Annotated in this window: 15 protein-coding genes and 1 pseudogene; 10 read left to right on the forward strand and 6 right to left on the reverse strand. The window is 59.1% G+C overall.

Features of this window, described 5'->3' with window-relative positions:
• Nucleotides 1–146 precede the first annotated feature (146 nt).
• Nucleotides 147–284: a hypothetical protein gene (locus tag GOB87_RS17200; protein WP_408737170.1), complete on the forward strand. Its 138-nt coding sequence runs from the start codon at nt 147–149 to the stop codon at nt 282–284.
• A gap of 277 nt (nt 285–561) precedes the next feature.
• Here the strand turns inward: GOB87_RS17200 and GOB87_RS14990 are convergent, their stop codons facing one another.
• Both GOB87_RS14990 and GOB87_RS14995 read right to left on the reverse strand, forming a co-directional pair.
• Nucleotides 562–816, reverse strand: coding sequence for a hypothetical protein (locus GOB87_RS14990; protein WP_166318581.1), 255 nt, complete (start codon nt 814–816; stop codon nt 562–564).
• 714 nt (nt 817–1,530) lie between these two features.
• Nucleotides 1,531–3,042, reverse strand: coding sequence for a hypothetical protein (locus GOB87_RS14995; RefSeq protein ID WP_166318584.1), 1,512 nt, complete (start codon nt 3,040–3,042; stop codon nt 1,531–1,533).
• Between the two features lie 392 nt (nt 3,043–3,434).
• Here GOB87_RS14995 and GOB87_RS17070 point away from each other — a divergent pair.
• Together GOB87_RS17070 and GOB87_RS17075 are read left to right on the forward strand one after the other, a co-directional pair.
• Nucleotides 3,435–4,022: pseudogene (locus GOB87_RS17070) on the forward strand (FAD-dependent monooxygenase); the annotation flags it as partial.
• Between the two features lie 96 nt (nt 4,023–4,118).
• Nucleotides 4,119–4,556, forward strand: coding sequence for an aromatic-ring hydroxylase C-terminal domain-containing protein (locus GOB87_RS17075; protein WP_338421442.1), 438 nt, complete (start codon nt 4,119–4,121; stop codon nt 4,554–4,556).
• Nucleotide 4,557: 1 nt separating this feature from the next.
• Here the strand turns inward: GOB87_RS17075 and GOB87_RS15005 are convergent, their stop codons facing one another.
• The 4 genes from GOB87_RS15005 to GOB87_RS15025 form a co-directional block, all read right to left on the reverse strand.
• A complete protein-coding gene (locus GOB87_RS15005; protein WP_166318587.1) occupies nt 4,558–4,992 on the reverse strand; it encodes a ribbon-helix-helix domain-containing protein in 435 nt (144 codons plus the stop codon).
• A 165-nt stretch (nt 4,993–5,157) separates the two neighbouring features.
• Entirely contained in the window at nt 5,158–7,278 is a 2,121-nt protein-coding gene (locus GOB87_RS15010) for a relaxase/mobilization nuclease domain-containing protein (RefSeq protein WP_166318590.1), read from the reverse strand.
• A gap of 432 nt (nt 7,279–7,710) precedes the next feature.
• Complete coding sequence (locus tag GOB87_RS15020) at nt 7,711–8,070, reverse strand: hypothetical protein (protein WP_166318593.1); 360 nt, start codon at nt 8,068–8,070, stop codon at nt 7,711–7,713.
• On the reverse strand, nt 8,043–8,519 hold the full coding sequence (locus GOB87_RS15025) for a DUF2840 domain-containing protein (protein ID WP_166318596.1): 477 nt from the start codon (nt 8,517–8,519) through the stop codon (nt 8,043–8,045). Before GOB87_RS15025 ends, GOB87_RS15020 begins: the two co-directional genes overlap by 28 nt.
• Before the next feature lie 228 nt (nt 8,520–8,747).
• Here GOB87_RS15025 and GOB87_RS15030 point away from each other — a divergent pair, with 228 nt between their 5' ends.
• The 7 genes from GOB87_RS15030 (at nt 8,748) to GOB87_RS15060 (ending at nt 13,833) form a co-directional block, all read left to right on the forward strand.
• On the forward strand, nt 8,748–9,458 hold the full coding sequence (locus tag GOB87_RS15030) for a TetR/AcrR family transcriptional regulator (RefSeq protein ID WP_166318599.1): 711 nt from the start codon (nt 8,748–8,750) through the stop codon (nt 9,456–9,458).
• Entirely contained in the window at nt 9,455–10,360 is a 906-nt protein-coding gene (locus GOB87_RS15035; protein WP_166318602.1) for an SDR family oxidoreductase, read from the forward strand. The genes GOB87_RS15030 and GOB87_RS15035 overlap by 4 nt, the downstream gene beginning before the upstream one ends.
• Nucleotides 10,357–10,686, forward strand: a complete 330-nt coding sequence (locus GOB87_RS15040; protein WP_198911729.1) for a 4Fe-4S dicluster domain-containing protein — start codon at nt 10,357–10,359, stop codon at nt 10,684–10,686. Before GOB87_RS15035 ends, GOB87_RS15040 begins: the two co-directional genes overlap by 4 nt.
• A 304-nt stretch (nt 10,687–10,990) precedes the next feature.
• Nucleotides 10,991–11,236 (forward strand): hypothetical protein, encoded by a 246-nt coding sequence (locus tag GOB87_RS15045; RefSeq protein WP_166318578.1) that lies wholly within the window; start codon nt 10,991–10,993, stop codon nt 11,234–11,236.
• A gap of 72 nt (nt 11,237–11,308) precedes the next feature.
• Nucleotides 11,309–11,563, forward strand: a complete 255-nt coding sequence (locus tag GOB87_RS15050; RefSeq protein WP_166318605.1) for a type II toxin-antitoxin system prevent-host-death family antitoxin — start codon at nt 11,309–11,311, stop codon at nt 11,561–11,563.
• Between the two features lie 9 nt (nt 11,564–11,572).
• The gene (locus GOB87_RS15055; protein WP_166318608.1) at nt 11,573–11,998 is read left to right on the forward strand and encodes a hypothetical protein; all 426 of its coding nucleotides are present in this window, start codon (nt 11,573–11,575) and stop codon (nt 11,996–11,998) included.
• Nucleotides 11,999–12,024: 26 nt separating this feature from the next.
• On the forward strand, nt 12,025–13,833 hold the full coding sequence (locus GOB87_RS15060) for a recombinase family protein (RefSeq protein WP_166318611.1): 1,809 nt from the start codon (nt 12,025–12,027) through the stop codon (nt 13,831–13,833).
• Nucleotides 13,834–13,973 lie beyond the last annotated feature (140 nt).

Raw genomic sequence — 13,973 nt, forward strand, 5'->3', positions numbered from 1 at the left:
AACCCCGGACCAGATGGCCAACAGCAACGCCGTCAGAAGGGCGGCATAACAACAACCGGGTATAGCTTATCAAGCCCGCAAAACTGTCCGAACGGACGGGACCACCTCACTTCATCGCCGACAAGGCTTATGACGCCGATCCCCTCATCGAAAAGCTTGAAGAGCGGGAGATCACACCGGTTATCCCCTCAAAGAAAAACCGTATCTGCCCACGAAAAATCTGTTTTTCAATTTATAAAAAACGAAACATCATTGAACGGTTCTTCGCCAGACTGAAGCAGTGACAAGCTGAAATCAACCTTCCTCGCAGCAGCGAAACTCGTTTCCGCCACCATCGGAATTAACTGACGACACGCCCTAGTCCACATTAATTTTATGTCTCTAAACTGATGGACCAAGTCTGCTGATAAGCTATCATTTGGTCGTGGCGGCTATCAAGAATCTATGTTGCCGCTTTCTGTGTCTTGAATGAGAATGTAAGCCGCAGGTCTCATCCCACATCGTAGAACAGATAGGCAGTTCAGCGAGGAGAGAGGAATTGCCCTCCTCTCTCCTTGCCAATCAAACCGTCTGCTTGACGATCTGACTTACGCGCGCGGGGCTAATGTCATGAATCTCGGCGACTGTCTTGTGAGGAATGCCACGTTGGCATGCCACCTTGATCTCAAGATTGCGGATGCGCATGGCGTCATCCTTGGCTTGCTTTTGAAGCGCAGCACTGTCGGTTCGCAAGCCCGTTACTTGGCTCTGAACACCTTTGACCTTGCGCTCGAGCTCCGTAATGCGGTAGTTTTGCTGATCCTGTCGTTTAGACATGATTATAGACTCCTTATGGCATAGGCCGTGTGGATTCTAGAAAGCCGTCTGGCCTCCCGTCTAAAGTGGGCCAGGCGGCTTTCTGCGTTTTAGGCTACCTCCTTGGGCAGCCTAAGCCTTCGATATGAGGCCCTCCCTCTTTACTGGCTGCCTATGGCAAGGGCAAGCCCCACAACGACAAAAAATTCCATAATTTACGCTCATCTTAATATTCCCAAAAAAACAATATAGAAATCAATTAGTTATATGGATAGAATTAAGTGTATGCCATTTTGTTCTTATTGACGGCGACTCAGGTCGTGTTGGATGACGTCTGGTATGCGGCAATGCGCTCGAAATCTCGAACGTCGGTTATGAGGCAATTCTGTTGAAAAAGTCATCGTAGAGCTTCTACGCAGCAATCCAGTTCGATATTGCAACATTTAGAATGCTGTAATCATAGGAAACTTTCATTCCTGGTTGCATACGAAATCCTGACCGGACACCTCGATCTGACTTTTTCAACAGAATTAGGCGTAAGCAGACTGACTGCTTCTGGAAGGGAGAGCATTGTCTGAATTGTAGAGCTTCGCCTGAGACGAATTTTTATGAGCCTCTCTGCACTCAAGACCGAACAACGAGGTTCTGCTCGATCATGATGATGATCGAGCAGCATTGCCGGGCTTCAGTTATAAAAAACAATGATATGCTGGAAGTTTGAAAACCCTTTTCTGCTCAAGTTAACCGAGTAAAGCCAGCTGGCGGACACCAAAGGCGTGCGGCGGCCGTCCGGCGCTGGACCCATCCAAGATCCTTGAGTCGCCTTGACAGATACGCCTGTTCGGCAGGCTTAAGCCCTGGCTCATAATCCAGCACTTCAGCGGCGATCTTTGCCATGGTCACCCCACCTTGCATGTCGGTGCCAAGTTGTTCTCGCAGCACAGGATCCGTAAGCTCCTGAATGCGCGTCATCAAAGGCTTTATCTCCGCCGCTGTGTCGAGAGACAGACCGGTTTCAACACCCCCGAACAGCAGATCTGAAGCAACCTCCCCCACTGTCATCGTCCCCCTGCCGCCATACGGGAACGGCAGACCATAGAGACTCTGCATGCCCGTAGTCAGCAGACGCTGTATCTGGCCATCATGCCGCCCGGCTGTGAGGGCCTTCGGCAAATGCGCTATCCACGCTCCGCCAGCGATGCGAAACCATTTACCCTCCATGATGGAGTATATTTTAACCTGAAGAGGGCCATCGACATCGCAATATCGACAATTCTGCCAGGCCCAGAGGATCACATCGTCATCCGTATAGTGTCGTACCGGCGGATATCTTCCTTCGTATGAAGGAGCCAGATCAGCGGACTGCACGATTTCATCCCAGAGCTGGTCCTCGGAGACGCATCCCTTCACCTGACTTGGACAGAGGCCATCGACAGTCTCGCGTTTCACCACCGCCCATGTGTCGTGCAGGACATGCCAAATTTCCAGATCGTCTGTTTCCAAATTGCGTCTGGTGTAATCACGCAGCCACATCAGACGTTGGATATTGCTGTAAAATAAGCAAGTCGTTCTCTGCTCGAGGGCACGCCTGACGACTGGATCCTCATAGTTGGGTGATGCGAGCGATTCAAGAACCTGAACGAACTCCAGCCCCACCTGCCGGTCAGGCACGTTTCCTCTCACATAGACGGGATAAACGTCTCTCAGTTTAGCGTCGCTTAACGGGAGCCAGAGGGTCTGCTTGGCATCCCACATTTCAATGGCACTTCGACCCGGTCTGCGTCTGATATTGGTCTTGAGCCATTCCAGGCGCTGGGCATTTGTGTAATGGTTAGCCGGATCAACGAGTTGAGCGATCTCCACTTCGATCTGATCGAAAGTAGCCTTATTCCTTATGACATCCGGACACAGAACCCTGAGGTTAAACCGAAGTTCGACCCAGGACTTCTTTCTAAGGTCCCATATCTCGATGCCGGCTGTTCGCGAACGACATCGGACAAAATCTCTCAACCAGGCAAGCCGTCTTTTCTCAAAGTAAGCAGCATCCACAGCCCCTTCCTGGCATGTGTTTAGAACTGAGCGAGACCGCTCGTAGTACCTTAGCCAGGCATGTAGTCTGGCGTCGGCTTCCCGCTCTTGCGTCACTGACGCCAATGGAGCTGTGTTTATCGGCGTGGCGGCCAGCTTGAGACACATCGTCCTCAGGCTGTCGAGGTGCTCGATGCGCTCTATTTTTTTATCGACCATCCTGGCCTCCTAGCGGCATGAAGTTTCGAAAAACGCGAAAGACTTCATGTCTGGCAGGCGGCCCTGTTGGCCACGACGTAATGGCGACGCGCGTAATCGCCGGGCCTTCTTTCGAGGGTCGGAACACGCGCAAACGACTGATAAGACGCAGCAACATCTGCGTCAGCAGTCGATTTGTAGTGAATTATGCTGGAAGTGGTTGCGGGGGCACGGTCTGTCCGACACCGACATTCTCTCCACATTGCCGTCTAAAATGCTAATCACACGTTTAAACTCTGATCGGTCGGCAAAGGGCCGTGAACGTTAGGTTTCACGGGAAATCTGGCCACGGCATTTGCGGGTATCGCCGAGTATACCTCTAGGCGGGATCGACATTCAGGTCGGACGACGGCACCGAGACCACACTCCACGCCGATTACGTAATCGGATGCGACGGCAATCGGAGTATGGTGCGCGATCGTCTCGGCATCGGGACCGAAGGGCTGGGTGATCTCGTCCAATCCATGAGCATTACGCTCCGTTGCGACATTCGCGACGCCCTGCGCGGGCGGCCCCTCAGCTTTGCATGGGTGCGGCAGGCCGGGATCAATGCCTTCCTGTCCTGGAGCACCGATCTCACCTCGGTCGTCCTGAGCATCGAGTACGACCCGATGGACGCGGACGATGCTGTGCGCTTCACGCCCGAAAACTGCCGGTCGCTTGCGGCCTCCTGCCTTGGAATGCCGCCGGACCGGATCGAGGTGGTCGATATCCATCCCTGGTGTCTGTCGTCCTGGTATGCCGACAGCTTCCGGAAAGGTCGGGTCTTTCTGGCTGGTGACGCCATTCACAGCACGCCGCCTCTGGGCGGGTTCGGGGCCAATACCGGCATCCACGACGTGCATAATCTGGTGTTCAAGCTCGTTTCCGTGATCAAACACAACGCGCCGGACTCTCTTCTCGACCTTTACGAAGTGGAACGTGGGCCAGTCGTGCGGCTGGCTGTCGCTCAGGCCACGGCACGGCTGGCGCAGCGTTCGGACGTCCAGCTTCCCCTTGAGGCGCTTCAACCGGTCCTAGACGAGGAAACGATCAGCATGGGGTATCGCTATCCGATCCTGCCCGACGCCTGGAACGTGCCGAACCCGATCGCCGTGCCTCCGCGCGACCTCCATGCCGAACCGGGGACGCGTGCGCCGCATGTCTGGCTGAAACGGGGCGGCATGCGCCTCTCCAGCCTCGATCTGTTCGGCGACGGGCTAGTGCTGTTGGCCGGAAAAGACGCGGCAGACTGGTGCCGGGAGGCGGAGGCTTCATGCAGCACGCGTGGAGTTCCGATGTCCTGCCATGTCGTGGGACGTGACGTGGAGGATCCCGACGCCGTGTTTCTGGCCGCGTATGGGATTTCCGCAAGCGGGGTCGTTCTCGTGCGGGCCGACGGGTTCGTCCTGTGGAAGGCCGTGCGGACGGAGGCGTTTCGCGGAGCCGACTTTCTGGCCGCTCTCATAGACTCGCGGGAAGTGCGCAGCGAATAACCTATGTTCCCGCATCCGCCTCCTTACGCCCTGCAACGTCTCTTACCCGCTCATTGAGGAACCGCTGCCCCTTCGCCAGCCGCCGGACCAGCACCTCGTTGAACCGGACATACATATCCGCCGCCCGGTCCTTCGCTGCTTCGTTCTCATTCGCCGGGATGGGAAGCTGGCGCATCATCCAGGCATGGGTATAGAGCGCGAATGCCTCACCCAGCACGGCGACGGCCTCGTCCACATCGTCGATCCGTCGTCCGAGCCGGTCCAGACGCTTCGACAGTGCCGCATCCCGGCGTCCATCGTCCTCGCCGGACACGAGCGACAGCACCGCCGCCTCGATCACCGCCGATTTCGACACCTTCCGGCGCTCGGCCAGCGCCTCGACCTGCTTGAGCAGGCCCGGCTCGAAATACACGTTCATCCGCTGCCGTCTGGTCATCGCCGTGCTCCCGTTTTTCTGGGGGTATCATGACAGAGTGACGCGGAATTTTTGTCGCGCAAGCCCTTGTTCGATCGGCATCGTACAGGGGCGTAGCCTGGCGTAAAATTGGCGGCGGCTGTCGGTTTTTGTCTGCCTTCCGGAACGACTCGTGGTGCTTTCCCGCTACAGGCCAAGGCCCCTGCCCCGTCCCAGTTCCCAGGAGATGCCACCATGCTCGTCCATGGAAATGGCCATCTCCTTCTGGCGCTGTTTCCTGATCTCCGGACGCCAGGGCACCAGCGAGAATTCATGCCCACTCTCCAGCACCGCGAAGCGCCCGCTAGCCAGATCGACCGGACCTTTCATCGTGCCCTGGATGGTCTCGAAGCGATCAAGCGGACGCCACAGCTTCCCTCGCTTTTCGGCCATGGCTTGCCCGATCCGTTCCACCTCCCGCCCTTCCAGTGTCGCCAGCAGGTTCTTCCGGTAGCGCACCATGCCCTCCGGGGTGAGGCTGGCGTCCCCACGGTCGATCAGGGCTTTTTGCCGTCTGGCCAGGGCGTCACCGACCTCGCCCCCGAAGCCTGCCTCCACCCGGTCGCCGTCGCGGCTGGCTCCGGCCACCAGACGCCGGTCGAGCAAGGTCGCGCCATCGGCGCCGATCTGCGCCTCCAGATCGAAGGCCGACAGCAGCCGCACCGTCGCCTTCGGCGCACGGGCGGCGTCATAGGCGACGGAGCGTTGCTGGAAGTCTTCCGGGATACGCCAGCGGTCGGCGTCCAGCCGCTCCACGATCCCCTCCCTCCGCAGAGCCTCCAGGCGGCGGACATGGCCTTTGATCAGGTCTTCCGGGTTACCCTTGATGCTCCAGCGGTCGAGCTGCATCTGCTCCAGATGGGCGGAAGGACGATAGATCCCCTCCTCGGTATGGGCGAGGATCGCCCGGTCGGACGGACGCGGCTTGTCGGGGACCGGGGCCGCCGCGATCTCCACGATCGCGCCACCGGGGATATCTTCCATCTGGGCCGGATCGAAGCCGCGCAGATGATGCACCCGCCCGTCGAGGCCATCGACCACCAGCGACAGTTTCTCCCCGAGTTCGTCCGTCAGGTGCCGGTCGAGCAGTCGCCCGATCACGGGCTTCTCGGGGGTCTCGCCATGGAAGCGGAAATGCGCCGGGTCGCGCGTCGGCGCTGTTCCCTTGTCTCGTGCCTTCAGGGCGCGGTGCATCTGCTTCGTGATGTCGTCCCGCTCGCCGAGATTGCGCAGACGCTCTTCCAGCCGCTCGTCGAGCGTCCACCGCCCCGGCGCTGTCTGGTTCGCCAGCCCCATGCGTTCCAGCTTCGTAAGGCGCGACAGGCGCAGCCGCCGATCAACCAGATCGGAGGCTGGCGTCTCGATACCGGGGCGCATGTCGAGGCTTCCATCCCGCGCCTGATCCAGCAGGGCGCGGTCGATACGGGTAAAGCGGTCACGGTCGATCTCGGCTTCCAGCTTGTGGCGCTGCTCGATTTCGGACACGGGACCGAGTTCCAGCGTCGCGAATTCGGAGGCGCGTTCGCGGAGGCCGTGGGTGATGTAGCCGCCATCGATGACCAGGTCCTTGCCCTGGTCGTCGCGGCCATTGACCACGACATGGACATGGGGATGCGCGGTGTTGAAATGGTTCACCGCCACCCAGTCCAGCCGCGTACCGAGATCGGCTTCCATCTGTGTCATCAGGTCGCGCGTGAAGTCCGTCAGATCATCCATCCGGTCGGCATCTTCCGGTGAGACGATGAACCTGAACTGATGCCGGTCCTCCGCGCCACGTTCGAGGAAGGCTTTCGCATCGGCGCGGTCGGTCTCCGCGCCGTAGAGGACACCCCGCTCGCCGTCGCGGGAAGTCCCGTCGCGCTGGATGTAGCGCAGGTGGGCGGCGGCCCCGCCTCCCTTCCCGGCCTGACGCACCACCCTCGCCTTCACCGTCACACGCCGGGAACCAGGAACCTGATGACGCCAGCCGGCAATCCCACGCGCCCGGACGAAGGACGCGCCACGCCCGCGCCCCACGCCACGGTAAGACGCGGAACGCGACGCGCTCCCCGCACGCGAGATCGCACCCAACCCGGAAGATGAGCGGCGGCCATTGCCGCCGCCTGACCCGCCGCCTCCCCTCTTTCCGGGGGACAGGGATTGCCGACGAACCTGTGTACGAACCGCAGCCAGAAAGTCCGTGCGACCACGCGCCGCACCGCCCTTCGAGCGGATGCGTCCCGGTCGGGGACGGAACGCACGGAACGCGGTGTCGTCATCCTGCGCCATGGCCAGACCTCGCGAAAACCGGGCTTTTCGGGGAACAGTGCCGTCAGAAAGGGCGGGAAACCCTCACTCCTGAAAAATGACGGCTCAGACGCCTGAAATCCAGAGTGCTACTCAAACTTTCCCTAACCCCATGTGCAGACAGAGAAAACCGCAGGTCAGGACCGGCAGGAGTGCCGGTTCCTTTAATCTTGCCCTCACGTTTTTTCTTCTTTTTGGCTTCTACATTAGACTTTTTCGAATCTGATGGCCACTTCTAGCCTGACCGGGGGGACTGGCAAAACCTACCACAGATTGCCTCCCGACACCACGCGAACGGAACGACGAAACGCTGCGCCGCGACCTATCTTCGGTGCGTCTTATGGCGTGCCGTGAACACGTCAAAACCATGCGTCTGACACGACCAAAACGACATCCGCACATGATCGAGGATCGTCAAACTGGTGACGCTCCCAGCGACGATGCCCCGTCCGTCAGCGTGCGTTCGTCGTGCATCCGGGCCGCCCGTCCAGCGCCTGCAGATGGTGTTCCGGATGCGGGAAAACTCGTGTCACTAAACGTCGGATTGTGCGCCGCAATGGTGTCCAAAGCAGCGCCAAAGACGACCCGAAAGAGACGCGGCGGCGCAGCCGGCGCCTTCCGCTCGCGGCGCGAAGCGCCGCGTTGTCCCGGCACAAAACGAATGCGACAGGAGGATGGAAAAGCTGGCCGGAAAGAGAAGGGAAAGGCACGGGCAAACGTCGGTAAGCCAGACGCGGGAAGCACACTCAATGCAACGCGCGACGACGCAGCCATGCCCGATGCCGTGCTTTGGTATAGGCGTCGGGCTGCTGCCGTGCCTCCAACCGATGGTGCAGGTGACGCCAGTAATCGGGACTGACCTCTATCGAGTCGATGTCCTGCGCCTCGATCGTGTCGATCGCTTCCAGCACACGCTGGACGCGCGGCCATGAACTCTGGTGCAGCAACACCTCGCCGCCCGGCTGGACGCAGGGGACGGTCTGGTAGTCCTCGCCGAAGCCAACCGTGCGCACGATGTCGATGTGCGATTCAACTGTGCCATAGTCGTTGGCGGCCCAGCGCACGAAGGCGAACACGCTGCCGGGAACAAAGCTCAACAGACGACGGCGACGGTCAAGGATCGTGTCCGCGACCGGTCGCCCGAAGCGCAGCCAGCGTTCGACCTGTTTTTCGATCCACGTCAGTTCGATCGTCGTGAGCAACGAGGAGGAATCGTCGGTCATCGCGTTCACTCTTCTTCGTGATCAGTTCCTCAGACAACACAAATATAGCTGGAAGGATGACGGAAATTAATGTCGTCCTTCCTGGCAGCCCAATGATGCCGGCCTTAAATGGCGTGGATCTGATACTCAGCAGGATTGCCGACATCGCGCCCGTCCCTTGCGCCGAGACGCAACAAATGCTTGCATATAAGTGAGTATTTACTTATAGTTTCTCCATAAGGAGAAACCATGCCACCACGCCCCTCCAGACTTTCCGCGACTGACCGCAGGCAGGCAATCCTGTCAGCAGCTGCCCCCGTTTTCGCCCGGCTTGGTCGGGAGGGTGCGACCACGAAAGAGATCGCCAGAGCGGCGGGTGTCTCCGAGGCCCTCCTTTACCGGCACTTCGCCAGTAAGGAGGTGCTTTACGCAGAACTTGAATCTCATTGCGTAGAAGCCAACGCCGTCGGCAGTCGTCTTCTTGCCGAGGCAGTACCTTCGACAGCAACACTGATCACAGGTGTGGCCTTGCTCGTGCAGGCGGTCTTCCCCGGCATCGGGGATGCGCAGTCTCACGATGATACCAAGCGGCTTGTCACGGCCAGTCTGCTGGGCGACGGACAGTTCGCAAAGGCTTTCCTCGACCGGCATGTGAAGCCTTGGATCGCCGTTTTCGAACGATCTTTCCGGGTTGCGCAGGACGCAGGCGATGTTGAGGACGGTGTTCATACCGGCAGTGCCGAGATCTGGTTCGTCCATCATCTGGCGAACACGCTGCATCTGATCAGCCTGCCCGATATCACAGTCGTCGAATACGGCGTGACGCGCGAAAAGCTGATCGAAAACACGGTCCGTTTCCTGCTGCGCGGGATCGGCCTCAGAAACACCGCGATAAACCGGCATTACGACCCTGAAAAACTCAGGATAATTTTTGCATCGATGGATCAAGACACACCATGAAACCGATCAGGAAAATAGCTGTCATTGGTGCGACGGGTCGGCTTGGCGCGCCGGTCGCGACCGAACTGGCCAGACATTTCGAGGTCCGCGCCATCGTCCGCTCGCCGGAAAAGGCACGTAGGATGCTCCCGGACACTGTCGAGATCGTTCAGGCCGATCTGCGGGACGTTCCGGGCCTGCGCGCGGCTCTCGACGGGGTGGACGCGCTCTATCTCAATCTTGCAACTGAAACGGCGGACCCGAATCTTCCCTTTTATGAAGAGCGGGAAGGTGTGCGAAACCTGATGACGACCATACAGGGACTGGACATCCGGTATATTGCAAAGATCGGCGCTCTTGGCGCCTATCCACCGGCACTTGGAAACATCGAGCATAACATTGTGCCCAACATCATCCGGATGGAAGGGCACAAAATCATTGCGGACACCGGTATCCGCCATACCTTCTTCGCGCCGACCCATTTCATGGAGTTGCTACCGCACATGATCAGCGGACGCGCGATCCAGTGGATCGGGAATACGCGCGTCAAGATCTGGTGGATCAGCGCCGCGGATTACGCGCGATGGGTGGTCGAGGCGTTTCAGAATCCTGAAGTGATGCCGGAATATTGTCCTGTACAGGGACCGGAAGCAATTTCCGTCAAACAGGCGCTGGAGCGGTTTGTAAAAAACTACGACCCCTCTCTCAAAATTCGCGTGGCGCCGCTCTGGGTCATGCGGATGATCGGCCTTTTCAATCCGAAAATGAAATTCGTGGCGCATCTGTTTGCCTATTTCGGAGATCACGAAGATCCGTTTTATGCTGGGGGAACCTGGGAAAAACTGGGGAGGCCGACGACGACGCTTGAGATGTTCGCGCGGGGGCTTCGGCAAAGTCGGAGTTTGCAACAAGGCGTCAAATGAGCGGCATCGAAACGACCGGAAACAGGGAAAGAGCGATGAGCACACCTAAATGCCTGGAAGAGGGTCGGACAGGGCTGGTCGTCCCGATTGTGGATTTCAATCGCTGTGAGGGAAAAGACGCTTGCGTCGCCGTGTGCCCTTACAATGTTTTCGAGGTTCGAAAGATCGACCGTTCCGACTATCGGGAGCTTTCATTTGTCGGGAAGATCAAAAGCCATGTTCATGGGGGAATGGTCGCGTACACGCCTCATGCCGATCAGTGCCGTGCCTGCGGTTTATGTGTAAAGGCCTGTCCCGAGCGCGCAATCAAACTCGTAAAAGTCTGACGCACCAGTCGGAGAAAACGCCTATGATCGTCGATTTCCCGCCAAACCGGCAAGGTAGAAGAACACCTTAAACGAGACGGAGGCGGTCGTCGTCGCCGCCAAATCTTACGTGCAACTGACCTCTCACCAACTTGTGATTCCTCAATTTGTGAGCAAAACACCGCCATATGTACGCCTGACTACGCCTCAGTACGCAGCAACTGATACACGCCGACAATCTACTGAAATGTCTTGATTTTTTCGGTTGCGCGACGTTTTTCAGCACGTGAAGCTGCTGCCCTCTCCAGACGGAAAGGGCAGGACGATGACGGACGAAAACCGCATATCGAACGCCGGACCGGATTCTCCGGCCAACGATAACGAACCCAGCAGCAATATCCAATCCGTTCTTCCCGATCCGACCATGAAGGCGCGAACGGACGCACTGATCCTCGTCCTGGCGCGCCTGCTGGGACGGCAGATCGCCCGCGAGGAATTCGAGCGTCGGCTGGAGCAGATCGCCAACGACAACGATCCGGTCGGTACAGTAGCGTCGGAGCACGAGGAGTGAGATTATCCTTGAGAAAGAGGTATTATACGTATAATCTGAGCATCACCAATCCACCAGCAGGATGCCCCGCCCATGCCCACCGTCGGCGCCCTCGAATTCCAGCGCAAATTCGGCGAGTTCCAGCATCAGGCCCAACGCGAGCCGGTCGAGATCACCCGCCATGGCCGCCGCGAATATGTGCTGTTGTCCGCCGATCATTATGACTGGCTCCGCGCGGCGGCCCAGCGAAGCCACCGGACGGAGGACGTGTCCGACGTGGTGCTGGCGGCTGTGGAGCGCGCCGAGATGGACCCGGATCATGCTCATCTCGACGAGTTGCTGAAATAAGGGCCGTCCGTGTCGTTTCCCGAACCCAAACCGGGCCTCGTCGTCCGTTACGATTATCTATGGACGCATGAAGCCGCGCGGGGACAGGATCAGGGCAAAGATCGTCCCGCCTGCCTCGTTGCTGCCAGCGACAGCGTGCTGCGGCCCCGCTATGTCGTGCTTCTGCCGATCACCCACACGCCGCCTTCCGGCGAGACGGTCGGGATCGAGATACCACCGAAGGTCAAGGCAGCGATCGGACTGGATGACGTGCCAAGCTGGGTCATCGTCTCGGAGCACAACGTCGATGAATGGCCGAGCGGCGGCGTGTCGCCGATCCCTGGCAAGGCGGGTGTTTTCGCCTACGGTTTTATTCCGCCGGGCCTGTTTACCAAGATCAAGTCGGAGTTTGTCGCCCTCGCCCGACAGAAGAAAAGCGCCGCCGTACGTCGCTAACCATAGAAATCCGAAGGAGTAGAATCATGACCCGTGTCGCGCTCTATGCCCGGTATTCTTCGGACAACCAGCGGGCGGCCTCTATTGAGGACCAGTTCCGGCTCTGTGAAGAGCGCGCCACGCGCGAAGGCTGGCGGGTGGTGGATACCTACCGTGACGCGGCGATCTCCGGGGCCAGCATGATCCTGCGTCCCGGCATCCAGACCCTTCTGCGCGACGCCCAGGCCGGACAATTCGACCTCGTGCTGGCGGAGGCGCTCGATCGCGTGTCCCGCGACCAGGCCGACGTCGCCACCCTGTTCAAGCGGCTGCAATTCGCAGGGGTGCAGATCGTCACCTTGGCGGAAGGCGAGATCTCCGAACTGCATGTCGGCCTCAAGGGCACGATGAACGCCCTCTTTCTCAAGGACCTGGCGATGAAGACCCATCGCGGCCTGCGTGGCCGGGTCGAGGCGGGCAAGTCCGGCGGCGGGATCTGCTACGGTTATCGCGTCGTGCATCAGATGGACGCACGGGGCGAACTGATCCGGGGCGAGCGCGAGATCGACGACGCGCAGGCAGAAATCGTCCGCCGCATCTTCCGTGAGTTCGCGTCGGGCCGGAGCGCGCTTGCCATCGCCGGCCGCCTCAACGACGAAGGCATCCCCAGCCCTACCGGCGGTAAGTGGAACAACACCACCCTTCGCGGCAACGCCCTGCGTGGCACCGGTATTGTGAACAATGAGCTTTATGTCGGACGTCTGGTCTGGAACCGCCTGCGCTATCTGAAAGACCCGCAGACCGGCAAGCGCGTGTCGCGGCTGAACCCGCAATCGGAGTGGATCATTACCGAAGTGCCGGAGCTGCGGATCATGGATGATGATCTCTGGCAGGCCGTCCGTGCCCGGCAGGCGCTGATCGCAGAGAAGAGCGTGAACATCAGCACCGGTATCCGCGCCTCCCTCAACAAGCTGAACGGCCAGCGCCGGCCGAAGTCGCTCCTGTCGGGGTTGGTGTTCTGTGGGGTATGCGGCGGTCCCTGCTCGATCAGGGGCGGCGACCGCTTCGCCTGCTCCACCCACATGGACAACCGCTCCTGCACCAACAGGACCACGATCCGTCGCCCGGAACTGGAAGACCGCGTGCTGTCGGGTCTCAAGGACCGGCTGATGACGCCGGAAGCAGCCGCCGAGGCCATGCGCGCTTATGTCGAAGAAACCAACCGAGCCAACCATGAACGCCGCGCCAGCACGGCCGGATGGCAGACAGAACTCACCAAATTGCGCAAGGGGCTGAAACAGATGCTCCAGGTCATCGAGGATGGCGGCTATACGCGCGGCATGGTCGAGCGCATGCGCGAAATGGAGGCCCGTGAGGATGAACTGGTCGCCCTGCTCGCCGCCCAGCCGCAGGACGTGCCGGACATTCATCCCAACGTCGCCGGGATCTTCAAGCACAAGGTAGAGCGGCTGGCCGAGACGCTGAACCATCCCGAGGACCGGCAGGAAGCCTCAGAGGCCATCCGCACTCTGATCGAGAAGATCGTGCTTAATCCCGGCAAGGGCCGGGGCGAGATGCATGCCACGCTCCACGGCGAGCTAGGCACGCTGCTGGATTTCGCCGCCTCACGCGCTCAAGGAGCCAGAAACACGAACACTCCCGGAGCCAGGGCTTCGGGAGTGTCGGTATCGGGTATTGCGGGGGCCCACAACCGAAGAAAACTGCGCTCTGCCGATAAAGAGCAGGCTACATTGGTTGCGGGGGCAGGATTGCTTCTCAAGTTGCGACAATCGCAAGGTGAGAATAAAGCGGGTTTAGATAATTGTTTTGAAAAGATTTTTTCTGCGCTCACTTGATCTTTCCCCAATCATAGCGCCTCCTATCTCCTAAAGGGTGTTATGTACTTTCTGGCGTGAGTGTTGCAGAACAGATTGATGAATACTGCACGCAAACCATATCCGTCTGATATCAGCGACGAAGAATGGTCTCTGATTGT

It is taken from the genome of Acetobacter estunensis, from assembly GCF_011516945.1.
Taxonomy (GTDB): Bacteria; Pseudomonadota; Alphaproteobacteria; order Acetobacterales; family Acetobacteraceae; genus Acetobacter; species Acetobacter estunensis.